The organism is Ignavibacteria bacterium, assembly GCA_013177855.1.
Lineage (GTDB): Bacteria > Bacteroidota > Ignavibacteria > Ch128b > Ch128b > Ch128b.
Genome location: JABLYA010000002.1, coordinates 1 through 26,528, shown reverse-complemented (window position 1 = coordinate 26,528; position 26,528 = coordinate 1). Strand labels below are relative to the sequence as shown.

Here is a 26,528-nt window from a genome sequence, read left to right as displayed (position 1 = left end):
TTGTTTGATCAAACTTAACGGGCAAGAAGAAAATTAAGTGTTAAAAGGAAATTATCTTTCAAAAATTTTTACAAATGTTTTTATCTCTTCAATAAGTTCGTTTGTGATTTGATCCCACTTAAAACGCCAAGCCCAGTTGCCATCTGGTTTTCCAGGAAAATTCATCCGAGCATCTGAACCGAGACGCAGAAAATCTTGCAATGGAATAATAACTATATCTGCAATTGAAGAGTAAGCAAGTCTGATCATATCTTTGCAAATATCGTTTCCATTTGAGCCAGAATATTGTAGGAAAAATTCTTTTGTATCAGTTCCATCATTTTGAATTGAATTCCACCAGCCCAAAGTTGTATCGTTATCATGGGAACCTGTATAGACAACACAATTTCTGACATAATTGTGAGGAAGAAATTTTTTCTCGCCATTTGTTCCAAATGCAAATTGGAGAATTTTCATTCCAGGAAAACCAAACTTATCTCGCAACTGATAAACTTCAGGAACAAGTATTCCAAGATCTTCGGCGATGATGGGTAATTTACCAAAGTATTTTTCAAGAGTTGAAAAGAATTTTTCACCAGGTCCGAGTACCCATTCACCTTTTTCTGCTGTTGGTGCCTCACCTGGAATTTTCCAATAGTTGTAAAAACCTCTGAAGTGGTCAATCCTTATGATGTCAGTCATTTTAAGTAAAGATGTAATTCTTTTGCGCCACCAGAGATAATCATCTTTTTCCATTACATCCCATTTGTAATGTGGATTTCCCCAGCGTTGTCCCGTTGGTGAAAAATAATCTGGTGGAACTCCAGCAATAAATAATGGCTTCCCATCAGCACTGACTTCAAATAAATGTCGATTGACCCAGACATCTGCGGAATCAAATGCAACGAAAATTGGCAAATCACCAATGATTTTTATTCCCTTTGAATTTGCATAAGATTTTAATTCAAGCCATTGTTTGAAAAATAAAAACTGAACGAACTTGTGATATTCAATTTCGTCTTTTAAAAGTTTTTTGTAATGTTTAACGGCAGAAATGTTTCTTTGGGAGATTTCTTTTTCCCATTCGTTCCATGGTTTTCCATCGTGATGATCTTTTAATGCAATAAATAAAGAATAATCATCAAGCCAATCTTTTTCTTTTTCACAAAAATCCTGATACAATTTGTGAATTAAATTATTTCCGGATGTCTTAAATTCTTCATAAATCAAATCAAGAACTTCGTACTTGTATTCAATTACATCGCCATAAACAACTTTATCTTCTGGAAATTCGGGAACATCTTGCAAAACTTTTTCTGAACATATCCCATCTTCGACAAGTTTTTCGAAACTTATCAAAAGTGGATTACCAGCAAAAGCAGAAAGACATTGATACGGAGAGTCTCCAAAACTCGTTGGACCGAGTGGAAGGATTTGCCATAACTTCTGTTTAGTTTCAGCTAAGAAGTCAATAAATCGATAAGCATCTTTTCCCAGATCACCAATTCCAAATTTTGAAGGCAATGAAGTGGGATGTAATAAAATTCCTGCTGATCTTTCAAATTGCATATTCAATATTCCTCTTAAGTGTTTTTCTAAATAAATTTTAGTAAAGCTGAGATAACTTTCAAAAAATAACTAAAAAGTACTTTTCAATATACTTGAATTATTTCTGATTTATTTAGTCTTTTGTTTACAAATTATTCAACCATCTTTTTTGAATTAAATCATCACCCAGACATCAATTTTATGATTAGGGTATTTAGTTACATCAATAAAATTATCTTTAACAGGTTCATTATTAATCATCATCTTTCGGATACCTGTTGTTTTTCCGTCTGGGTTGACAACTTGCAATCTTATTATTTTACCTCTGAATTTTCTTTCAGCAGTAAATTCTTTCCAGCGAGATGGAATGTGAGGATCAATTGTAATTCCTTTTAATGAAGTCTTGAAACCAAGAATGTGATCAAGTCCAATTCTTAACATCCAGACGGCAGTTCCAGTTAACCAGGAATGACTTGCCTGACCTTCTGTCTCATGTTCGGGACTTGTTACATATTCCGCATAAATATATGGTTCGACTTCATATCTATCAATTCGATTTGAACTGTTTAAAGGATTCATTCGCATATATACATCAAAAGCCAAATCAACTTCACCATTAAGAATTGCGGCAAGAACAAACCAGCTTGAAGCATGATTAAAAATAGCTCCATTCTCTTTTTTACCGGGAACGCATCTGCTTATCAGACCAACATCCTCTTCAACTTTACGATATGCGGGTGCAACAATTTGGACGCCATTTTCCCGCAATAAATATTTTTTCACTGATTTAATGCAACGATTAGCTCTTTCTTTTGTTGCCAATCCTGAAATAATTGACCAGCTCTGAGAGTTTATAAAGATCTTTCCCTGTTCAGCTTTATGAGTTCCTATTGGTTCACCATTATCTTTAAATGCACGGATATACCAATCACCATCCCAGGCTATTTCATTTACAACTTTTCCAATATTGTTATAGACTTTTTTCCATCTTTCGAGAGTTTTTTTGTCATTACGAAATTCAAGCAACTCAAAAGTTTTGCGAATTACGTAAGCGAGGAAGAAAGCACCCCAGATGGTTTCGCCTTTTCCTTCTGGTCCAACTTTATCTAAGGTATCGTTCCAATCACCATTCATTATTTTTGGCAAACCTCTCGGCGTTGTTTGAGATATACAATAATCAATTGCATTGACCATATGTTCATAGACATTTGCTTCACCTTTATCGTAATAAGGAACAATTTCATCAAGAATAGAAAGATCGCCGGTTTCGTTTAAGTATTCAACAATTCCAAATGGAATCCAGAGTGGTGTATCTGAGTGATTGGTCTTTTCTCCCCAATCGGTAAGCTTGAAGAAATTGTGTAAAGTAGAACCATCACTGAATTGAAATCTTAAAGCTTGAAGAATTCGTTTTCGTACTCTTTCGGGATGAGTAATAACCATTCCTAAGATGTCTTGAAATTGATCTCGCATACCAGTTCCAAACAAAAGTCCGCCATGATAGTAACCAGCATTTCTTGCCATATCAAAAGTAACAGCAGCTTGATATGGATTCCATACATTCAACATTAAATTAAACTTTTCTTCTGGAGTTTTGACTTTAATTGCTGATAGATATTCATCCCAGTAATTTTTTAATTGATTAAATTTTTCATCGATCACATTTAGATTTTTTAATTGACTGATTTTCAAATGTTCAAACGGATCTTCTGACTTAGGAGCGACGCCCATTATTACAGCAAATTCAATTTCTTCCAGTGCTTTTAATTTTATTTTAGATTGAAGTGCTGCTACAGGATCGCCAGCGGTTATTTCAGTATTGTTCATTTTGCTTTTTTCAATTGCCTCGGGATTTGCCTCGGAACGCCAGCGTCCAATGAATGCATCCAAACTGCTGTCAAATCCGGACACAGGTAAAGTGGTTGTAAATACGATTCGATATTTCCAATCTAAATTCGGCTGTTCAACAGAAACTCGTCTATTCAAAACCCAGTAACGACGAGTTGCAACAAGAGCTGAATGTTTTTTGTCGAAATAAATTTCAGTAAAGTGTTTATCGTTTGGTTGATTAATTAGATCGTTTAATGCATTGCCCATTAGAAGCTCGACGAAGGAATAAATTTCGAGATTGCGAACTTTCTTTTTAAGGTTTGTTAATTTCACTCGCCAGATTTCAGCATTAGTATCCTGTGGAACAAAATAAGTTATTTCACCTCTGATACCTTCAATTTCAGTTATGATCTTTGTATAACCCTGACCATGATGGCATTCATATTTGTCATAATCTCTATCAATTGTTGGTGCCCAACTGAGCGACCAGTATTCATTTGTTTCTTTGTCTTTGATAATCACATATCGTCCAGGTCTATCCCACGGAAGACAATTATAACGCATTCTTGTTAATCGATTATCTCTTGGACTTATTAAGAAACTAAATCCGCCGCCAGTGTGCGAAATTAATCCGCCATATTCTTCATTCCAGATGTAATTAAACCATGGACGAGGAGTTCTTGGATTTGTAATTACAAATTCTCTAAAATCCTTTGTGAAATAACCGTACTTGTTTTTGAACATATTTTTCACCCTTTGAGTTTACAATTTTCTTTATCGAAATATTTTGAAATAAAAGACAGGTTTATTTTTATTTACCTTCTGAATAATAAGACTTAAGTCATTACTTGTTTGTTTAATTCAGGTGCTCTCAACTCTCAAAAGAACAGAATTTTTATTTTTCAAATTGAACTTTTAAAGAGATTATTTTTTTCGGAACGACATTAATTTTTAGCTTACTACCTACAAAATTAATGGGTTGTATTGACTTTTCTTCAAGAGTGACCAGTTCTGCTGATTTTAAATTCCATTTAAATGAAATCTCTCCGTCGATCGATTTTTCGGTTGGATTGTAAACACGCAATACAAATCCATTATTATCTTCTGCTTTTTTGAAACAACTGAAAATTAAATTATCTGGTTTAATATTGATTAAAGAAACATCATTCAAAAGATTTTCAGTAAGCTTATTTGTTTCAATTAATAGTAATGGCTGATTGAATTTGATTGCTTCTGGAAAAACTTTACCATCATCCCAATTACCTGAATGTGGATAAACAGAAATTCTGAAACTATGTTTTCCGAGGCATTGCGAGCCTTTCATTTCTAAATATTCTTCCGTTGAAGATGGAACTATGACATAACTAAAAGCACGAAGCAATGTTAAAGCAATAGTCCGATTTTTATCATCATAGACTTCATATTCTTTTAATCCATCGACTAAAAGAGCAAGTCCTTTATCACCGTCATTTACATCAACAAAATTGTGTAGTGGAAAATCATACATTGGTTGTTCAATCCAATTGCTCGCATCAATTCTTTTGATTTCTCTTTGAACTACATCAAACTGTCCTTCACCAAAATGATACTTAGCTTCAATTCCTGATGGGAATAAAATTCTCAATCGATGATTTTCACCGTCATTTTTTAAATCAATCTTTAAATCAACTCTTTTTGAATACTTAGATAAAGTCAGTTCCACATCAATTGGAATAGTAAAACTTTTTGTTTTGACTTCTTTTCCAGAAAAGATTTTCATTCTCCTTTCTGGAATTTTGAACTTGTGCTGAATTAGAACTTTTGCGAATAAGTTTCCGTTTTCAATTAATTTGATTTTGGGATTTGATTTAAGAGTTGTGACAATGGGCTTTTCTGATTTGTGTACCCAAGCGTGTCCTGATTCACCTTCATCTAAAAAGTAACCAAGATTTTTGAACTCAAATCGTAAACTTTTGTCTAAAAGATTGAATGTCCCGTTTTTGTTGATTGAAATTTTTAAATGCTCATTCTCTACAACTAATTTTCCACGATTATACTTAGCAATTTTTTCATTACTAATTTTTTTGTCAGAAGGAATGACTTTAAAAGTTTTAAATCCAATCTGTGGAATTGATTTTAGTTCAAGATATCCGAAATATCTTTTTACATCAACAAACATTGGACGATCAATCATTTGCTCGAGAACCTGTTGAGCATTTTCAATTCTTGAGATTTGAACTTCCATTTCTTTATCATTTAAATCAAAAATTTTAAGACTGCCTTTATCGTATTCTATTGGAATATCAATTACAAAAGGTACAATTTCAGTTCTTTCGTAAGAAGATGAATTAAAGCAAATCAAGTAATTTTCTTCTTTCTTCTTCTTCTCTACAAAATCGCCATTCGAGATAATGAATTGTAAAGCTTTTGAGATTAATCCAGTTGAAATTTCTTTCACCTGTTTGAAACGATTGATCATATCTTCATGAACTTGATCAAGACTACATCCGCCGATTGAGTCGTGAGATGAGTTTTGGACGAGTAATTTCCATGCTAATTCAAGATACCGATCGTCACTATCTAATCCGAGAATTGAAGCGAAGTTATAAAATGGTTCAGCGTAGAACTGTAACCACCTTTCACAATCAAAATTTTTTAACTTTAAATCCATTCTTGCGGAAGTTGTGTAGCCGTAAAGATTTCCGCTTCTTAAATCAAATTGAGTGCTTCGTCTTTCACCTTTAACCAGATTTAATTTTTTTGTATCAATTGATTGCTTAACAGCTTCGGCATAATCTTCCAATGTACTGTGAATTACATTCAGTTCAGGAAATTCTTTTTTGATGTCTTCAATGATTTTGACAGTTCCAATGTGCGGTCCGCTTGAATCGTGACCTTCCATCCATATTATGTGTGGAGTTGTAAAGTCATCGGCTTGATCACGGATAATTTTTTCAACTTGCGGTTTGATATTTTCGGGGAAATAGGTTTGAGCCGGTTTGGGATTAAAGTAATCTTGTGTAAAGAAATTTTGATCAGCAAAATGAAAGAGCAAACTTTCTCTATTCCAATCAAATTTAATTGTTGAAGGGAATTCATTAAACAGAACTGGACGATAGATATAAAAATAAAAATTGTATCTCGGCATTGTAGAAAATCTTGATGCAAGCAATTTAGTACCGTCAGCTCCTTCCCAGATAAATTCTGCTTTTGGTGAATCGAGTGAATTTACACCTCTATAAAACATTACGAAGTCAATACCAAAGTTCGCATAAATTTGAGGCAGTTGAGAAATTTGTCCCCATGAAAAAGGTGAATATCCAGTTTTACTTACCCGGCCAATCTCATTACAAATTTTGTGACCAATCAAGAGATTACGAATTAAATTTTCTCCACCAACTTGAAATTCATCGGGCAAGACAAACCATGGACCGATAAATAGTCTTTTTTCTTTTACAAGTTTTGAAATTATTTCTCTCTTGTGCGGTTTAATTTCCAGATAATCTTCAATCACAATTGATTGCGAATCAAGATGAAAAGCTTTGTAACGCGGCTCGGTTTCTAAAATTTCTATTACTCTGTCAATCATATTCACAAGCATCTGGCGGTTTATCTGAAAAGGAAACCGCCATTCACGATCCCAATGTGTGTTTGAAATTACATGAAAAACTCTCTCTGATATTTTCATAGTTCACCCAATTCTTGAAAGACAATTAAGTTTTATTACGAATTCTGGCAACCCATTCCACAATATGTAAGAGGCTGCTTGAAGATCGTGACCGCTCGTTTGCGGAAATGGGACAGCAATACAACATCCAATTCCAGCAGCTCGAATAGCAATTGTTCCACACTGACTATCTTCAAATCCTATAACTTTTGAAAAATCTTTCTTTGAGATACCGAGTTTATGCAATGCAATACTATAAAGATCTCTATGCGGTTTTAATCGAAATTCGTATGCATCGGTTGCGGTTACAACAGCGTCGTAAAAATTTTGATAAGAAGAGAATTTATTTATGATTTTTTCCTTCCGTTCAGAAGAAATATTCCAGTCTTTTATTTCTTGTTTTATTTGATCAAATACTTCAGTTAAGACAATGTCAGCTTCATAAAAAATAGATGATGTGACAACGGCAGTTTTAACTGGATTACTTTCAAAATAAGTTCCGAGTTTTTTCAATTTATTTTTTGCTTCATTAAAGTCTATTTGCAAATTGGTCTGCGGGTTTTTTCTTTTATATTCTTCAATCAATTTGTCAGAGAGTTTTTCTGCTTCTTCGCCGAGCAGACCTTTGATTAAACTCAAGGTAATTGCAACTCCCGGCAAAGGTTCAATTAATTTTTTTGAGCTTCTTTGACCCGAAGATAAATTCAAGAGATATTGATGATAATGTTGATAATAAATCTCAATTCCAATTTTTGTGAGAGTAGAGGTATCGTTCAGATTAATACGATTGAGAATATTATTTGCAAGATTTTTGAAATTCTCATTTGAAATTTTTTCTTCATTCAAATTGATTAAGAAATTTTCAAAAGCATTTTCAATATCAAAACTCTTCAATAGGTCTTTAACTTCGTTTTTTCGTTGTTCAGATCTTCCTTTTCTTAAAGTCCAGATAATCGAACTAACAAATGAATTAATCGTCTCTTCAAATTTGATCAAACTTCTGTAAGTGTTAATTAAATACTCAACATGTTTTGTTGTGCTGTTTCCAATAACATTTGGATAATCTTTTTCATTTAGTCCAATCCATTGATCTCTGGTTAATAATCCTGACATTTTCCTGATCATAAATTCAAGAGATTCAACACAGAGTTCTTCTGTTGTAGTTGTCGTTCCATCCATATCCATAACCGCAGCAATGAAATTCTCAGGATTAAAAATTTTTTTTGCCAGTGGAACGACTTCATAACCGGGGAAAATAAAATCAGGATTTTTAATTATTACAAATTCGTCTGAGAGAGAAAGCAAATTCTCAGATGCTTCTTGTGAATTTATAATTTTTATGTTCACAGGTTCTCCGAATTATGTCTGTGTTTTTTCAATTAAGTCAATTCCTGAGTTTAGAATTTCTTTGACTTCTTCATCAGAATTTGCTTCAGCGTAAAATCTGATTATGGGTTCAGTTTCCGATGCACGAATTAGAAGCCAATGATTTTCGCCTGAGAGATAAAATTTTAATCCATTAATTTCATCGTGACTGCTATTAAAAGATTCAATTTTTTTGACTTCAAAGTTTCCAATTCTTTCAGGAGGATTTTTAAATATTGCTGGAAGTTTTTTCAGTCTGTCAGGTCTTTCAAAATCAAGATCAATACGGTCGTAAAAAATCTTGCCGAATTCTCTTCTCTTTATAGCTACAAACTCCGACATTTTTCTCAAACCAGAATTTGCCAGCATTTCAAGAATAAAAAGAGATGATAGAATTCCATCTCTTTCTGGAATATGAAACTTAAAACCAAATCCGCCGCTTTCTTCGCATCCAATCGCAATATCCTCATTGATCATTTTTTCACAGATATATTTGAAACCTACCTGAACATCAAAAACTTTTCTTTCGTCTGTTTGAAATCTATATACTTTATCAGTAACAGAAGAAGTTTTTACTATGTGTCCATCAAATTTTCGTTCGTTGACGATATAATCGATTAAATAAAGAATTGTCTCCTGCGTGCTTAACCATTCGCCGTTTTCAAGCATAACTCCACAACGATCCGCATCTCCGTCTGTTGCAAGACCGACAGAGTATTTGGTAGTTGATTTTAGCTGCTCAGAGAGGGGAATTAAATTTTTTGCAATTGGTTCAGGTTGTCGGCCATTAAAATTTTCATCTGGAGTAGAAAAAATAGTTTCAGCTGAAATTCCGTTTTCATTTAAAATTTTTTGGATAAGATTCTGTCCAGCTCCGCTCATCGAATCAATTAATGGGAATAATCGAGCCTCTCTAATTTTATCGAAATCAATCAGCCGGGAAATGTGATGAAAATAAGGCTCAAACATATCAACAATTTCAATATTAGACTGATCGTAAGAATAACTTCTAAGATATAGAAACTCTTCGACCGATTTTGTTTCTTCCGTGAGAAATGGTCCGCCATAGTGTGCTTTGAATTTCACTCCATTGTATTGTGGAGGATTGTGACTTGCTGTAATCATCACACCAGCATTTAAAGATTTCTTTTTAACAAAGAATGAAAGAACGGGAGTTGGGATGATTTTATCGCTAAAATAAACATGTATTTTATTTGCCGATAAAACCTGACTGAATTTTTCCGCAAAAGATTTTGAATTTCGCCTTCCATCGTAAGCAACAGCAACTTTGGTATTGCTCAGCTCTTTTGAGTTCAGGTAATCAACAAAGGCTCGAGCAACTACGGAAATTGTTTCGTCATTAATCTCAGTATCGATTAAACCTCGCCATCCGTCCGTTCCAAAGATTATTTTCTGACCAGATTTCTTATTGTACATCATAAATATTTTAATTTTTGTTTTTCAAAAATACTTTATGATAGAAGGAAAGAAAATTATTAATCGTCAATAAATTTATGCTTTATTTATTTCTTAAGTGCCGTATTTAATGGTAAAAAATTTTCCTGATTAAAATCACTCCAATCGCCAGTAATGAATAAAAATAAATAAAGAAATCAACAATGTATTTTTCCAGACTGAATAAAATAAAGATGGAAATTAATAATAACTGAGTCCCCAAACCTAAAAATGAGGTCAATGTCATAAAAGAATTTGGAATGGTAGCTAAATTTTCTGCATCAGAATCAATTTTATGAATTATCAAATCCTGCCAGCTGTAAATCCAAACATAAAGAGTATGAAAAACTTTGAACCAGAATGGATTATCGTAAGGATAAATTTGATCAATTTTTCTTTCATCAATTCTGCTTGTTTTGTCTCCGCCGGCTTTATGACGTTTCAAAACATAATAATAATTGTAAATACTGCCTTGAAGATGAAAAAGAATAATTACAACAATCAGCTTTACAGCTGATATTTCAAATCTAATTGCCAGACTCAAAAAGATTAAAACGTTTACAAAGAAATCAACGACCGAGTCATAAAATCTTCCAACATAAGAAGGACGATTACGAGCACGTGCAAGTTCTCCATCAACTGCATCAAAAAAACTTTTGAGCAAGATTAAAATCGCAATAATAAAATTGAATTTATTAAGATAAATAAGAATTGCTGCTAAAATTCCACTGATTAGTGAAATGGTTGTAAAGAAAATGGGAGTAAGACTGGTGTTAATAACCAACTTTACCAGATGTCTTGAAAATGGTCGGCTGTAATCTGATACATCAAAAAATTTTTCAGAAGGGGGAAGTTTATCCATCTATCAATCCAGATGAATTATGTATGTTGGAAAATCCACTTTTCTAATATTGAAATGATCGAGTGCACGAACCACAAAATCAGTTTCGTAATATTCGATATCATTAAATCCGCTAAGCAGTTCAAAGACCTTTCGTCTACCAAAAAGGACTAAGTTCCCCAGAATTGATTCTTTGTCTTCCTTTGATTGAAGACGCTGATAATAATCAGGTTGCTCAAGTCTTAATTTCTCCAGATTTAATCCGCCAGTAATTAAATCAACTTCAGGATTTTGTTCAAGATAATTGAGTCTCAGTTCAATGTGAACTGGCTGAAATTCATCCTGAGGTCTTAAAAAAGTTATATAAGCACCAACGGCATTCTTTATTCCAAAATTTTTCGATGGGACTTCGCCATTATAAGCACGCTTAAAATATCTAATTCTTTTATTTATCAAAAAATATTTTTTTACGAATGTTTCTGTTCCATCTTCACTGCCGTCATCAATTATCAAGAGTTCCCATCTCATTGTTGATTGATTTAAGACCGAATCAATTGCTCGTGAAAGAAAAGATTTTTGGTTGTGTGTTCGAATTATTATTGAGACTATTGGAGTTAACATTGTAAATTTTATTTAAGTATTCTTCAAGCCGATTAAAAATTTTATTCATAACCTTTGAATGAAGCATTGCAACATTAACAAAGAAGTTAAGCATAATTACCAATGGATTCTTTATCTTTAATTCAATTTCATACATCAGTTTTGTGCCGTTTGCGGTTTCAAAGAAATACCAGATACCTTCACCTTCATAAGCTCCTGTGTAATGTACAATTATTTCTTTATTTGGAATAATTCTCATCATCTCAATTTGAAAACTTATAATTCCAGTTTTGACTTGAATTATGGATCCAACTCCTTTTGGATTAATTTTAATTAAATTGACCTTTGCATCTTCGGGGAACCATTCTTTATATGTTTCGAAATTTGATACGACCTTGAATACATCTTCAACTTTGAATGAAAGAATTTTTTGGTCAAGTGAAGTTAAGTTTCTCATAAATCTCCTATCTGTTTTCCTTTAACCTTAAAAGCAAAGCAATCGAAAGCAAAGTTAATACAATTGAGAAATAAAATGGGGCGAAGATATTCACTCTATCCCAGAGAATTCCAGCTAAAAAAGATGCAGGAAATGCAAAAAGTCCAATTATCATTTGAAATCCACCGAGTATACTCGCTCTGTATTCGACAGGTGATAATTCAGATATCAGTGTTTTATGAACAGGTTCAAATGCTGCTTTGTGAAGTCCATAAAAAACAAAACTCAGAATAAATCCAGCAACAAATGGAAATGAAATCAGAATTATAATGGAAATTATCCAGAGAATAAATGCAGACATCAATACTTTTTTTCTACCGATTTTATCTGAAAGTTTTCCAAAATAAAATGAAAACATTGATGCAAAAAAAGTAAAAATCAAATATAGTATGGGAAGCGAATAAATTGGGAAACCGTTTTTATTTGCAAAGACAAGCAAAAAAGAATAACTAAAATTGCCCAGTGAAAAAATTGCACTTATCCAGAATAAGATTTTTAAATTTTTATCAAGATTTTTAAGTGAATATCCTTTGAAAACTTTTGTCTGAAATTTTTCTTCTTTAAGAAAGGTTAAAATTATAATTACTCCAATTAAAGATGGAATTGCAGCAAGTAAAAAAAGATACTTATAACCTAAAATTGGGAATAAAATCATACAGAGTATAATTCCAACGACTGCACCAAGATTATCCATACTTCGAAGAATTCCAAAATTTTTTCCACGTGTTTGATCGCTTGAAACATCGGCAATGAGAGCATCTCTTGGGGCACTTCGAATTTTTCCTGAGCGATCTAAAATTCTAAAAAATAAAACTGGATGATAACTTGTCGAAAGAGCATAGCCAATTCTTGAAATTGCACCGAATAAATATCCAAGCCAGATGAAAATCTTTCTTTTTCTAAATTTATCAGAGAGATAACCAGAAAGGGCTTGCGAAATTGAAACAATTGCATCACCTAATCCATCAATTAAACCAACAATTGTCATATTTGCTTTTAAATATTCTGTTAGAAAGGTGGGCCAGATGGGATAAATTATGTCAGATCCAAGGTCGTTTAGAAAAGATGCAATTGAAAAAATTCGAACAGTTTTCTTTTCTTTTTGTGAATTAATTTCGTTCATAATTTTTTCTTATAAATTTATTAACTTTAAATAACAAAAGGTGAAAAATTATTATGCAAATTACAGAACAAAAAAGAATGATTGAAGAATTGAAATATTACAAAAACAAAATGTCCCGTGAAGATCTTTACAACTTTGAAATGTATGAAAAGAGAACAAAAGATGATGAAGATTTAGATCGACTATCATTTCAAAAATTGAAAGAGATTTATTCGAAATATGTGAAGAAAAAAAGTAAAAGCGATTTCGACCATCTTTTTAAGAAAAAAGATAGTGGTGAAAATTTAAATGAGAATTGATAAGCAAGAAGTTGAAAAATCCTTTCAAGTTGGCGGAGTTGATTGCCCCGTTTGTGCAACCGAAGTTCAAAAAGAACTTTCAAAACTCGATGGAATTATATCGGCAAATATTGATATTGAAAGTTCAAAGATTTCGGTTAAAATTAAATCTTATCAAACTTCAATCGAGGATGTAGAAAAAACTCTATCCCAACTTGGGTTGCAAATTCATAAAGAGGGCAGCAGACAAACTTCGATTTTTTATGTTGAAGGAATGGATTGTGCAAATGAAGAGCGAGTGGTCCGAGAAGCTTTGAAAGTTATAGATGGAATTGATGATATAAAGTTTGATCTGGTTAATCAGCGATTAATTGTTGTTCATCGAATCGCGGAAGGTAAAATTATTCAGGCACTTCGATCAATTGGATTTAATGCAGAGATTTATCATAATAAACTTCATTTGAAATCAGCTCATCAAAAGAAAAAAACTTACCAGATATTTTTTATCGCTCTTTCGAGTTTGTTTGTAATTGCTGGAATGATTTCAGAATATTTAGAATTACCAGCATCAATAACTATCGCATTATTTGCAATCTCAGTTTTGAGCGGCGGATACAAAATCTTTCATAAGGCGTTTTTATCTGCGAAGAAATTAATTATAGATATAAATGTTTTGATGTCGCTTGCTGTATTTGGTGCATTAATAATCGGTAAATATGCGGAAGCAGCGGTTGTAATGTTGCTTTATGCAGTTTCTCTTCAACTTGAAAGTTTTTCAATTGACAAAGCCAAAAGCTCAATTAATAAACTGATCGCTTTAATTCCTGAGTATTCAACGGTCAAACGAGGGAATGATTTTATTGCAATTCCTACAACTGAAGTTAGAATAGGCGATTTAATTTTAATTAAACCTGGTGAAAAAATTCCAGTCGATGGAATTGTTATTGATGGCTCATCAGTGATAAATCAATCGCCAATTACAGGAGAATCGAAATTAATCGCAAAAGTTAGAGGTGACCACTGCTATGCAGGAACAATAAACCAGAAAGGCACACTGATAATTGAAGCAACTTCAACTTATAAAGATTCTCACTTCTCAAAAATTCTTGCTTTACTCGAAGAGGCAACAACAAATTCAAAATCGGAACTTCAACGAGTTGTTGATGTCTTTGCGAAATATTACACTCCAGTGGTTGTCTTTCTTGCCTTCGTAATTTCTTTATATTCTTATTTTATTGATCAACAGGAATTGTACTCTTCAATTTACAAAGGATTAATTTTGTTGGTCATATCATGTCCTTGCGCTCTTGTAATTTCAACACCCGTTGCAATACTTTCTTCTTTAGCAAGGGCAGCTAAATTTGGCGCATTATTCAAAGGTGGAATTTTTCTCGAAAATTTACATCGTGTAGATGCTGTCGCATTCGACAAAACTGGAACTTTAACTGAAGGAAATTTGAAGATTGAGAAAATTATTCCTCTGAAAGATATAAGTGAAGACGATTTAATCCAGATTGCTTATAACCTTGAGATTAGATCTGAACACTCGATAGCAGATGCAATTGTCAATTATGCAAAAGAGAAAAATTTTGAAGCTGAGGTTATTGAAGATTTTAAAGTTGAGGTAGGTGCAGTCTCGGGAATTTATAAAAATAGAAAATATAAAATTGGTCAACCAAAGTTATTTCAGAAATTATTAAAAGATGATCAAAAACAGATTGTGAATAATTTGGAAGAGACTGGTTATACAGTTATAGTATTAATTGAAGAGGATACACCAATTGGATTGATTTGTTTAATTGATTCATTGCGTGAGAGCATAAAGAAAACAGTAGAATCTTTGCGAAAAGAAGGAGTGAAAGAATTTTTCATTCTCAGTGGTGATAATAAAAGCATTGTTGAAAAAGTTGCTTCAGAAGTTGGCATCGAAAAATATTTTGCCGAGTTGAAACCTTCTGATAAAGTAGAATTAATTGATGACTTGAGAAAAAATTATCCAATGATTGCAATGATTGGAGATGGATTAAATGATGCACCGGCTTTGAAAAAAGCATCAATTGGAATAGCTATGGGGAAAATTGGAGTAGATGCAACTATTGAAAGCTCTGATATAACTTTAATTGGAGATGATATCGCAAAACTTCCAAAACTATTCAGATTGAGCAGAAAGACAGTAAAAACAATAAAAGAAAACATTTCACTCTCGATCTCAATCAAATTTGCTTTTGTTATTCTTGCATTTTTAGGATATGCCTCAATGTGGGGAGCCATTTTTGCTGATATGGGCACTTCTTTGATAGTAATTTTTAACAGCTTGAGGTTGTTGAAAACTGAAATTTGAAAATCTTAGTTGAAAGAAGATTTTTTATTCAAAGTGATTTTAATAATTCATCGCATAACTTGAACCACATTTATTCCGTTTTAATTGTTTTGTTTGCATCAAATTATCCAAATTCACATAGACGCTAACTGATTTATAAGCTCATTGAGGCAAGACTTTTACTAATTAAGGCGCGAAATTCTCTCCTTATAGACCTTTTTGTTTTCATTAAATCTAAGTCATAAGTTTTTCCTCTTAAATTGATTTTCCTTTCTATATCCAAAAATTTCCTTCAATCAACTAAACTCCATCTTCGTAAATTTGCAGAGAAAATTATCAATTAAGCACAGGAATTTTCATGAAGAACTTATCACTTCTGATTGCTTTCTTCATTTTATCTTTTACAGGTTGTGAAAGCAAAAAAATTGATGGAATTTATGCAAGCAATGAAGGACCATACTTTAAATTCACAAAAGGAAAAATTTTTGAATTTGGAATACCTGGCGATACAAGTCCATTAAAAGGTAATTTTACACTTGAAAATGATAGATTAAATCTAATAGCCAATTCTATAATGCTTGAAAGTTATGCAACAACTAACTTTATCTGTCATATCGCAAATGATACACTTTTTGTAGATGTGCTGGAAATAGTTCATCCGAAATTTGAAATTTATATCGATAAAAATCTAAATTTTGCTCGAACAAGAAAAGACACAATCGTAAATGAATTTAAACTAAGTTCTCCCGAAGCAGAGGAAGAACTTTTCATTTATTATAAACTTGTTCATGATAAGTTTATTAAAAGGAAAGGAGATTAAATATGAAAATTTCAGTAATTGGTGCTGGCTTAATGGGTGGAGCCATTGCTCAAAAATTATTCGAACATAAAAATGATGTTATTGTTTTCAATCGCACAAAAGAAAAGTTAGAAAAACTAAAATCATTGGTAATTAAAATTGCAGAAACTCCTCTTGAAGCCTTAGAAAACTCAAATGTGATAATCTTAATGTTAGCCGATGCCAATGCAATTAATTCGGTTTTAATAAATGATGATGTTTTAAATAAAGTAGGCGGTAAACTTATTATTCAAATGGGAACAATCTTGCCAGAAGAAAGCAAAACATTCCAGAAAATTTTCGAAGAAAAAGGAGCTGAGTACTTTGAAGCTCCAGTCCTTGGAAGCGTTCCACAAATTTTAAGTGAAAATTTGATTGTTTTAGTCGGTTCAACAAAAGAACAATTTGAAAAACACAGAGGAATTTTTTCTGCTTTCAGTAAAGATGTTTATCATATTGGTGAAATTGGAAAAGCAGCCGCAATTAAGCTCGCCTTCAATAATTTAATTGCATCGCTTATCCCGGCTTTTTCATTAAGTTTTGGTATTGTGAAGAAAACAAACATAAATCCTGAAATATTTATGGAAATATTGAGAAAGAGCGCACTTTACGCACCGACATTTGACAGTAAATTACCAATGATAATGCAAGAAGATTTCTCTAAAGCCAATTTCCCAGCAAAACATATGTTGAAAGATGGAAGATTAATTGAACAATATGCTTCTCAACTTAATTTGAATACGAAAGTAATAAATGCTTTGAATTCTGTTCTTGAAGAAACAGTTAAATCAGGTTATGCTGAGCAAGATTACTCATCAGTATACAAAGCAATTGTGAAATAAATCAATTTCAAATAATGAAAGAATCTCGATCTCCGAAAAAATTAGTCGAACTTGTTTTTGCTATACCAACAGAGAGGACATTTTACTATTCAGTTCCAGATGAACTAATCGATCTTGCTCAAGTTGGTGTTAGAGCTGTTGCTCCCATAGGCAAAAGAATTTTAACAGGATTTATTGTTAATGTAATTGATGAAAAAGAGTATCAAAAAGAACTGGAAAAAATTTCATTTAAAGAATTAAAAGAGATTGAAGACATCTTAGATCCAATTCCTTTTTTCGATGAAAAGTTTTTGAATTTTGCACGATGGGTGGCAGATTATTACTTTGCCTCACTGGGTGAAGTACTGGAAGCAGCTGTACCAGCAGGGACAGATATTGAATCAAAAAAAGTCATTGTTGTTGATCCAAATTATATTTTCGAAGAGATTAAAAACACAGATCCAAAACGTACCAATTATCTCAAACTACTCAGATTGCTTTCTGAAAAAGAAGAACATTCTTTTTCTGAGCTTAAGAAGAAATTGAAGAAAGAAGGAATTCAATCAAACATAAATTATTACCTCAGTAAACTTGAGAAAAAAGGTCTTGCCTCAATTTTTCTTGAAAAGCGAAAACCAATTGTTAAAGTAAAAAAAGAAAAAGTAGTTGAATTAGGTGATTTAAGCATTGAAGAATTTTCTGAGCTTGTAAGCAAACTTGAAAAAAGATCTATTAAACAAGTTAATGTTCTGGTTACGCTTTTTGCTTCAAAGGATAAAAAGATGCGTCAAGCTGAGTTAATTGAAAAAACAAAGGCAAGTGCTCAAGTGATCAAAGCTCTTGCAAAAAAGAAATTTGTGAAAATCTCTGAAGTCGAAGTTAAGAGAGAATATGTTGAGTTGTATCAGGAAGAGAAAAGAGATTTCAAATTGACTGAAGATCAAACCAAAGCAATTGACATAATTTCGAAATCAATCGATGAAAATAAATTTGAAATTTTCCTTATTCATGGCGTTACAGCAAGCGGCAAGACTCAGATTTATCTTGAATTGATTGATAAAATAATTCAATTGGGAAAAACAGCTCTCTATCTTGTACCTGAAATTGCACTGACACCGCAAATCATACGAAGAATTAAAAATAGATTTGGAAATCTGGTTGGAGTACTTCACAGCAGACTTTCACCAGGGGAAAGATTTGATGAATGGCGTTCGGTAATTAAGCAAGAATATAAAATTGTTCTCGGACCACGTTCCGCAGTTTTTGCTCCGCTTAAGAATATTGGATTAATTATCGTAGACGAGGAACATGATTCATCTTACAAACAGTCAGAAAGTTCACCATATTATCATGGCAGAGATACGGCAATAATGCGAGGTAAAGTCGAGAACGCAGTCGTGGTTTTAGGTTCTGCTACTCCATCACTTGAGTCTTATTTTAATGCTTTGAGCGGGAAGTATAAACTAATCGAACTTAAAAAGAGAATTGATAATGCATTAATGCCAGTGATTAATTTAATTGATTTAAGGAAAGAGAAAGAAGAAAACCGAATGGTTGGATCTTTTTCTCAAACAATGATAGATAAAATCAAGTGGACGCTGGCGAAAAATGAAAAGGTTATTATTCTCCAGAACAGAAGAGGATTTGCAACTTATGTAATTTGTCCAGATTGCGGATACACTGAGTTGTGTAAAAATTGTTCAGTGACTTTAACCTATCATCTTGTGAAAAAGGAATATGTTTGTCATTACTGCAATTATTCAAAGAAAGAATTATCAGCTTGTCCTGTTTGTGGAAGTCTTGAAATTAAATATAAAGGTATCGGCACTCAACGTGTAGAAGATGAGCTTGAACAAATTATTCCAGGTTCAAAAATCGCCCGAATGGATTTGGATACAACTCAGAAAAAATATTCTTTCAGTCGAATATTAAATGACTTCGGAGAGGGTAAGTATAATATTCTGCTCGGTACACAGATGGTCGCTAAAGGACTTGATTTCCCTGATGTAACTTTTGTCGGCGTAATTTCAGCGGAATCGACGATGCTAATTCCTGACTTTCGTTCGTCGGAAAAAACTTTTCAACTTTTATCTCAAGTGGCGGGTCGCGCCGGCAGAAGTCAATTGCAAGGTGAAGTTGCAATTCAAACATACAGGCCAGAGAGTTACACTCTTCAGTATGTGCAGCAAAATGATTATTACGGTTTTTATCAAAGAGAAATTATCGAACGAGAACAGGCAAAATATCCGCCGTTTTATAAATTAGCTTTAATTGAATTTAAGAGTCCAAATATCAATCAGGTGAAAAGAGCAGCCACTGAATTTCACAAATTTTTGAATTATGATAAAAAAATCATTCAGGTACTTGGACCAGCTCCTGCTTATATTTCCAAAATTTCTGGAAGATATCGCTGGCATATAATTATTAAGAGTAATCGAGCTTATGATCCAAATGGCGCTTATCTTCACAGTGTGCTAAAAAAAGCTTTAAATGAATTTCATCTGAAAGTAAAAAAAATTTCTAATGTCCGATTAATTGTTGATATTGATCCTGTCTCTACTATTTGATTACTGCGGAGCTAGTGGTAGTTAAATATAATTTTGCTCAACTGATGGCTTGATGTTCCGGGCAGTCTATCCTTAAATCTTTTAGTTTTAATTTCATCTCAAGAAGATTACAATAAAATTCTCCATCCTCTTTCTTTAGATAAACACAGGTAAAGCACATCCTTTGTGTGATTACAATTTCCTGAGAGTTTAATTCATTTATTATTTGTAAAAGAGATGACAATAAGGTTTCTTTCTCAGCCGAATTTAATTTTGTGACTGTTTTAAGCAAAGGTTGAACAAATGATGCTGCTTCTGAAAAAACTTTTTCACCTTTGCGGGTTAAGTATAAATGACTAATTCTTTTGTCAGTTGAATTCGTAATCTTTTTAATCAAATTTTTTTGGATTAGTATCTTAACGGCATCACTGATTGTTGGAGGAGACATATTAAATTCTTCAGCGAGATAATTTACAGTACAAAACTCAGGCTTGTGATATTTTATGAAAATTAAAATTTGAATTTGAATTGGACTTAGTTTTACAATCTTCGCTTTTTCCCATAATAGAACTCGGAAAGATTCAGAAATTCTCTCCAATGCGGCAACAATTTTTCCATCAATAGTTTTGTTTTGATTTTCGGGATTAAAGATTGAGTTCATTTTTTATCATTGAATTGTTGTAGATAATTGGTTATAACTAATTTAAAATAAAAAACGGTGACCAAAATTCAGTCACCGTTTTGCTGCATCTAAAAATCAAATTTTTAATCCGTCAGTTCATAAATTAAATAACCACCACCAGCCTGTGGAGGTAATTTTGTTTGAACTTTGACAAGCGTTTGATCTTTTACATCATACCAGAGAGATTGTTTAATCTCGTTATCACTCTGAGATATCAAGTTTACTTTATAAGCTTCAAATTCTTTTTCGCCAATTTTTACTTTTTCTTTATCTGCAACTTCCAATAGATACTTTTCAGCTTGACCTGACATAAAATCAAATTGTTGCAATTCAGTTTTATAACCAACGCTCAAAGGCAGAGTTGAAATCGCAAGCTCAGTTCCAGCACCTCCAGATAGAACAGGTTTCTCAACATTTGCATTAATCGGCATTTCTTGAGGACCGAATTTTATCAAGCCTGTCACTTTGTCTTTTTCAAATTTCAATGAAATAGAGCCCTGTCCCTGAACAAGGTATCTTCTTATTGGGAATAATGTTTTTGCATCGAGATCAAGAGTATCGTAGGCGCTCATAATTCCTTCAGTCTGTTCAATAATTCTAATTACATCTTTCCCTTCAAAAATTGCTTTTTCAATTTTCCTGTTAATTTCCAGATGATATTTCTGTCCCATCAATTCAAAATCAGATTGATAATTTAATTCTCCGATAAACATTTTATCAGGATTGAATTCAAGTTTTGAAATTTCTGACTTATCAAAATCAACTTTCTTGGGTGCTTCAACTTTTGAAATATCAACTATTAGTTCGTCAAGTTTTTTCTGAATTTCTTCTCGAACATCTTCCTGCACTCTTCCCTTTAAATGTTTGGCAAAGAATTTTTCCATTGCAGTGAACATAGCAAGTCGATTTAGTTCGTTTAAGTAACCGTGTCCTTCGTCAGGAGCGAGCATATACTCAACATCTCTTCCCAGGTCTCTCAATGCTGCAACAATCTGATCAGACTCTGCCTTTTTAACTCTCGGGTCATTTGCACCTTGAACGACATATAATGGAGCTTTAATTTCAGTTGCATAATTAAGCGGTGATTGTTCTTCTAACATCTTTCGTTCTTCAGGATTATCTTTAGCACCAACTCGGATTGCGAAAGTTTTTTGTACGGGTTTCCAATATGGCGGAATTGAATTCAAAAGTGTAATGATGTTTGATGGTCCAACAATATCAAAACCGCATGCATACAAATCTGGTGTGAATGCAAGTCCTGCGAGAGTTGCATATCCTCCGTAAGAACCACCAGCAATTGCAACTCGCTTCGGATCAGCAATTCCTTCTTTAATTAAAAAATTCACGGCGTCGGTAATATCGTGCTGCATCGAACCACGACCCCATTGTTTATTTCCGGCATTTAAGTATTTTTTGCCGTAACCAGTTGAGCCTCTAAAGTTGGGTTGAAATACAGCATAACCTCTATTCGCTAAAAATTGAGCAATTGGGTTGTAACCCCAGTTGTCTCTTGCCCATGGACCACCATGAATTAACATTACTACTGGTAAGTTCTTTGGTTCAAGTCCTTTTGGAATAGTTAAATAACCATAAATTGTCATTCCATCTCTTGCTGTGTATTTAACTGGCTTCATTTCAGAGAGCCATTCACTTGGAAGATTTGGTCTTGACTTATAAACAAATTGTGCTTTACCTGTTCTTCTATCAAATAAATAAACTGATCCAGGATCAATATCACTTGAAACAGAAACTAACCACAAATTTTCATCGTTTGTGATTGACATAAAACCAATATTGCCATCAGGGACTTGAGTTAATAATGTTTCAAAATCTTTTTTGAATTTCTTTTCTTTTGGATAATAACGGACTTTCTCGCCAACATAGTAAGTCATCAAAAGTTCATTAGTTATGTCAGAGAAGAGCGCACCGGCAAAATCAACTTCATCAAGCGGGTCTTTATCAATTAACTTTGTTTTGCCTGTCTTCAAATCAAAAAGTTCAAGCTGGATTTTATCTCTTTTCGAACCTTTGTTTGTGGCTAAGTAAAATGATTTTCCATCCTTTGAAAAACGGACAGGGTAGGCAGTCTCTTCGAAATTTACTTCATAAATTTTAATGAGTTTTCCATTTTCAAGTTTTAGAATTTCTGTTCCGCCATCTTCAGTTTGACGAATTGCCAGTCTTAAATTTCCATCCAGATCAGTTTCCCAGCCTGCGATGTTTTCTTTGTTTTCATAGAGAAGTTTTCGTTCTCCTGTTAGGATATTTAGTCTATAAACATCGTGTAGAGATGGGTCTCGATCGTTTAATGCAACAATAATTTCTTTGGGTGTCTTCTTAGGTACATCAATTATCATTGCTCGAACATTTTCGTAGGGAGTTAAATTTTTGGCAGGCGGGACAGGATCACCAGGTTCAAATGGATTTACTGCATAAATGCGGAAATTCTCATCACCATCTTTATCCTGAACATACAAAATAAATTTTGAATCTTCCGACCAGAAATAATTTGTAACCGCTCTTTTGGTGTCAGCAGTTATTGGTCTTGCGTTTTCGAAAGGTTCATCAACTTTTTTAATCCAAATATTTCTGATTTTATTATACTGTTTCAGAAAGGTGAGATATTTCCCATCGGGAGAAAGTTGGGCACCTGATATTTCAGGATCGCCAAAGAAAAGTTCTCGATCTATTATCGGTGGCTGCTGTGAATATGAATTATTTAACATAACTAATACTAAAATAATTAGAGTTAAAATTCTCTTCATCTGAATGACTCCACTTTTGTTTTTTATTTGTTGCAATTTAATAATTACTGACCTTGATACGAAAAAGGAATACGAAAGTTTTTCAAGAAATTTGTTTTATTCGTTTAATTCTTTTTTGAATGGAAGGATGGCTGTAGAAAATGAATTCTATTATTGGGTTTGGATTTTCATCAGCTAAGTTTATTCTGGAAAGTTTTTGAAGAGATGAGATAAATGAATTTTTATCACCTGTTGATTTTACAGCGAACTCATCAGCTTCATACTCAAATTTTCTCGATACGGAATTTGTTACGGGCATCATTATTAAAGAAAAGATACTCATAATCAAGAAAAGAATGGGCAGTGCTGATATCTGATCAACAGATTTGAAACCCAACCCGAAGATTAAGGAAATGTAAAGTTGATTAACTAAATAAAAAGTAATTGTTGTAACTATAAAGCCAATTAAAACATTTTTTATGATATGTCTCTTTTTATAATGACCCAGTTCATGAGCAAATACTGTTAGAATTTCATCGTCTGTGAAATTTTCAATTAAAGTATCGCTCAGTATAATTCTTTTGGATTTAAAAATTCCTGTAAAACCCGCATTAGCTTTTTTTGTTGTTTTGCTCAGGTTAAATGTATAAATACCTTCGAAGTTAATTCCGAATTTTTTGCAAAGTTCGGTCAATTTGTTTTTTAGGTTTTCATCATTTAGCGGATTGAATTTGTAAAAGATTGGAAAGATTAAAGTCGGAGCAATTCGGGCAAGTAAAATTGAAAAGAAAAATACAGCGATTGCGATAAACAACCACCAGAGTTCGTAATTTTTTAATAGATAGTAAAAAAGAAGAATAAGAGGCAAAGAAATTAAAAACGAAACAGCAGTGGATTTTAGTTTTTCTATAACCCAATCCCAGAATCGCTGATTTGATAATTTGAATTTGTGTTCAATAATATAACCTGAATAGAAACTTAAAGGAATTGAGTAGATAGAGTTTAATATTCCAATGCTCAGTGAAAAAAGAATGAACGCAATGTAATCGTTTGAGGTGTACTCATAAATTTTTGTTTCGAGAAATTTTGAAAGCGGTGTAAATATCAAAACAATGATTAGAAGTAAATTTAGTATTAAACTTATGATTTCAATTGTAATTTTAATTTTATTATAAACTTTTGATTTATCCATTTATCTACTCAGAGTAAATTGTAAATTAATCCGAGTTGAATAGCTTCTTTAACTTGTGTTCTGAGAGTTTGTTTTCTCTCGTAAACTACAAGAACGTTAAGATTAACATTTATATAATCATTTACTTTCGCGACGATTAGATTATCCCAACGAACATCCCAATACTTCATATTTTCAAATCTTGAAAAGAGGCGAAGTGAACCTTTGTAATTAATATTTTCCATCAATTTAAATTCACTTGAAGTTACACTCTCAATTCCTGTTTCCAGTTTGAAAGCCTCTACCTTATCCTTTGTTGCTGGATTATCAGAAAATTTTCTTTGACGATTCGTAAAAACTTCCTGAAGAGCAATTCCTAATCGGGTTTTGATTCCCTTTACTTTATCGTAAGTGAAGCCTAAAGTTTGAGTAACATAACCTGGATCAAAGAAATCTGCAATTCGTTCTGGAGTTTTTGTTTTATATGAATAACCTGTTGTGATTGGACTTCTGATTGAATTACTGATAAATGGATCGACAGCCCAGCCGATATTTTTTGAAATCACAGTTTCGATGAAGAATTCGTTGTCGTTTGTTCTAAAATCTTGTGTTCCGAGTTTAGTTCTTCCGAATGCAAATTTGAATGTGTTTTTAGTTGTCCATTTTTCCGATTTAGTTGAAACGATCAGATTACCGAGCAGTGTCCAGGTAAAAGAATTTTCACCACCTTGTGCCCAATTGGTAAATGCAATCTGACTGATATTGATTCCTGCATTGGCTTTTGTCGTAATGATGACTTTTGATGTGTCCTGTGCAAAGCAAAATCCTGTTATTAAAAAAAATAAAAAGAATTTTTTCATTGATCACCTCTATTGTTGAAAAAACTTTTACAAAATTAATTAAATCAAAGGAAGTGATTATTTACGAATTATGAATGATTTGAAATTAGTATATGGAATTCAAACTGCTTTTAATAATGGGAGTTTGTTTTATGCAAATTCTGAATCGTTATAGAATGTATCAATTAAAAAAATTATGGTCTTTAGTGCTGAATTAACAAAATGATTTCGTTCAGTTCATTGGATAAAGTGTGATGAAAATAATCAAAAATTCAAAAAGTTATTTTCCAGGGTTTAATGAATTTAATGTGGGGGAAGAATTTTTTTGAATTTATCGTGATTTTAAAACCAAATATTAATTGTAATAGAGATATGATAAAAAGTTGGAAGTTCCTCTAGAATTTTGATTTTATGTTGGATTGATTTTTTCTTTTCGAGTAATTCATTAATAATTCAATTCAATTCAATTAAAAGATTAGCAACCCATAACCAGGAAGTGGTGAAATTTTTATAACAAAAAAATTAAATAAGATTAAGTAAAAATCCTAAGGAGTGATATTGGGGGATTAATGATAAAAATAGATTAATCAAAAATTACAATCGTTCGTTTGTTTTCAGATAATGTCATCCCTTCAGGATTTTGTTCTTTGGCGGGACGTGCAATTTTTATCTATAATAATTTCATCCCTTTGGGATTTTGTTTTTTTGTGGACGCTTGTTTTTTTCTATAATAATTTCATCCATTCTGGATTTTATTTTTAATTCGCGGAAATTAAATCAAGTTTTTTTGGAAGAATTTTCTCAACTCCGAAGGAGTTGAATATGATTAGCCCCGAGTTGCACTCGGGGAAATAATGTCAAAAGATGTTTCCAACCCTGAAGGGGTTGAATGTGAATTTCAAAATTTTTTTAATGTCTTATCGGAAATGGAATTTTTTAGATCAATTAAAACAAATTCTCTTGTAATTGAACCCCTTCAGGGTTCTTTGTTTTTTGTTCTCATTTACCCCCAATGTGATTGGGGGTTATTCACATTAAACCCCTTCGGGGTTTTTATATTCATTTTTGTTTTATGTGTAATTGTTTTTTCTATAATAATTTCATTCATTCTGGATTTGATTTTTTATTCGGCACTTAATTCGTTCTACAAATAGGTCGTCGCTACGCGACTTTATTTTTGGCTGTTCAACATTTTTCCTACAAAGAGGTCGTTGCTACGCGACTTTTTTTGATGTCGTTCATCATTTTTTCTACAAAGAGGTTGTCGCTATGCGACTTAAATTTTTATCCAAAGTACATTCTTCACTACAAATAGGTCGTTGCTCTGCACCTTCACATTTTCATAAATAATTATTTAGTGCATCAACCAGGTTACAGTTATGCGATTTCTTTTAAAATGTCTGTAG

18 protein-coding genes are annotated in these 26,528 nt (G+C 32.6%); 5 read left to right on the top strand and 13 right to left on the bottom strand.

Annotated elements, in window-relative coordinates:
* Positions 1-51: 51 nt before the first annotated feature.
* The 9 genes from malQ to HPY57_11170 all read right to left on the bottom strand — a co-directional run bounded on the left by malQ (position 52) and on the right by HPY57_11170 (position 12,883).
* Positions 52-1,548 (bottom strand): 4-alpha-glucanotransferase, encoded by a 1,497-nt coding sequence (gene malQ / locus HPY57_11210; GenBank protein NPV12346.1) that lies wholly within the window; start codon positions 1,546-1,548, stop codon positions 52-54.
* Between the two features lie 153 nt (positions 1,549-1,701).
* Positions 1,702-4,101, bottom strand: coding sequence for a glycosyl transferase family 36 (locus HPY57_11205; GenBank protein NPV12345.1), 2,400 nt, complete (start codon positions 4,099-4,101; stop codon positions 1,702-1,704).
* Between the two features lie 151 nt (positions 4,102-4,252).
* Positions 4,253-7,024 (bottom strand): hypothetical protein, encoded by a 2,772-nt coding sequence (locus HPY57_11200; GenBank protein NPV12344.1) that lies wholly within the window; start codon positions 7,022-7,024, stop codon positions 4,253-4,255.
* Positions 7,025-7,027: 3 nt separating this feature from the next.
* The gene (locus HPY57_11195) at positions 7,028-8,350 is read right to left on the bottom strand and encodes an HAD family phosphatase (GenBank protein NPV12343.1); all 1,323 of its coding nucleotides are present in this window, start codon (positions 8,348-8,350) and stop codon (positions 7,028-7,030) included.
* A 12-nt stretch (positions 8,351-8,362) separates the two neighbouring features.
* Positions 8,363-9,805, bottom strand: coding sequence for a phosphoglucomutase (locus tag HPY57_11190; GenBank protein NPV12342.1), 1,443 nt, complete (start codon positions 9,803-9,805; stop codon positions 8,363-8,365).
* Positions 9,806-9,911: 106 nt separating this feature from the next.
* Complete coding sequence (locus tag HPY57_11185; GenBank protein ID NPV12341.1) at positions 9,912-10,685, bottom strand: CDP-alcohol phosphatidyltransferase family protein; 774 nt, start codon at positions 10,683-10,685, stop codon at positions 9,912-9,914.
* A gap of 3 nt (positions 10,686-10,688) precedes the next feature.
* Complete coding sequence (locus tag HPY57_11180; protein NPV12340.1) at positions 10,689-11,285, bottom strand: glycosyltransferase family 2 protein; 597 nt, start codon at positions 11,283-11,285, stop codon at positions 10,689-10,691.
* On the bottom strand, positions 11,215-11,721 hold the full coding sequence (locus HPY57_11175) for a hypothetical protein (protein ID NPV12339.1): 507 nt from the start codon (positions 11,719-11,721) through the stop codon (positions 11,215-11,217). The genes HPY57_11180 and HPY57_11175 overlap by 71 nt, the downstream gene beginning before the upstream one ends.
* 7 nt (positions 11,722-11,728) lie before the next feature.
* Positions 11,729-12,883 carry an MFS transporter gene (locus HPY57_11170; protein NPV12338.1) on the bottom strand — a complete coding sequence of 385 codons (1,155 nt, stop codon included), beginning with the start codon at positions 12,881-12,883 and terminating at the stop codon, positions 11,729-11,731.
* Between the two features lie 53 nt (positions 12,884-12,936).
* Between HPY57_11170 and HPY57_11165 the strand changes: the two genes are divergently transcribed.
* The 5 genes from HPY57_11165 to priA all read left to right on the top strand — a co-directional run bounded on the left by HPY57_11165 (position 12,937) and on the right by priA (position 19,707).
* Positions 12,937-13,182 (top strand): hypothetical protein, encoded by a 246-nt coding sequence (locus tag HPY57_11165; GenBank protein ID NPV12337.1) that lies wholly within the window; start codon positions 12,937-12,939, stop codon positions 13,180-13,182.
* Entirely contained in the window at positions 13,172-15,502 is a 2,331-nt protein-coding gene (locus HPY57_11160; protein ID NPV12336.1) for a heavy metal translocating P-type ATPase, read from the top strand. Before HPY57_11165 ends, HPY57_11160 begins: the two co-directional genes overlap by 11 nt.
* Before the next feature lie 337 nt (positions 15,503-15,839).
* Positions 15,840-16,301: a hypothetical protein gene (locus HPY57_11155; GenBank protein ID NPV12335.1), complete on the top strand. Its 462-nt coding sequence runs from the start codon at positions 15,840-15,842 to the stop codon at positions 16,299-16,301.
* A 2-nt stretch (positions 16,302-16,303) separates the two neighbouring features.
* Entirely contained in the window at positions 16,304-17,161 is an 858-nt protein-coding gene (locus HPY57_11150; protein ID NPV12334.1) for an NAD(P)-dependent oxidoreductase, read from the top strand.
* A 14-nt stretch (positions 17,162-17,175) separates the two neighbouring features.
* Entirely contained in the window at positions 17,176-19,707 is a 2,532-nt protein-coding gene (gene priA, locus HPY57_11145; protein NPV12333.1) for a primosomal protein N', read from the top strand.
* A 37-nt stretch (positions 19,708-19,744) separates the two neighbouring features.
* On the opposite strand, the gene HPY57_11140 is transcribed toward priA, so the two are convergent.
* The 4 genes from HPY57_11140 to HPY57_11125 form a co-directional block, all read right to left on the bottom strand.
* Positions 19,745-20,347, bottom strand: coding sequence for a winged helix-turn-helix transcriptional regulator (locus HPY57_11140; GenBank protein ID NPV12332.1), 603 nt, complete (start codon positions 20,345-20,347; stop codon positions 19,745-19,747).
* Positions 20,348-20,451: 104 nt separating this feature from the next.
* Positions 20,452-23,133 carry a S9 family peptidase gene (locus tag HPY57_11135; GenBank protein NPV12331.1) on the bottom strand — a complete coding sequence of 894 codons (2,682 nt, stop codon included), beginning with the start codon at positions 23,131-23,133 and terminating at the stop codon, positions 20,452-20,454.
* A gap of 82 nt (positions 23,134-23,215) precedes the next feature.
* The gene (locus HPY57_11130; GenBank protein NPV12330.1) at positions 23,216-24,304 is read right to left on the bottom strand and encodes a M48 family metallopeptidase; all 1,089 of its coding nucleotides are present in this window, start codon (positions 24,302-24,304) and stop codon (positions 23,216-23,218) included.
* 8 nt (positions 24,305-24,312) lie between these two features.
* Positions 24,313-25,143 carry a DUF3078 domain-containing protein gene (locus HPY57_11125; GenBank protein NPV12329.1) on the bottom strand — a complete coding sequence of 277 codons (831 nt, stop codon included), beginning with the start codon at positions 25,141-25,143 and terminating at the stop codon, positions 24,313-24,315.
* Positions 25,144-26,528: the final 1,385 nt, after the last annotated feature.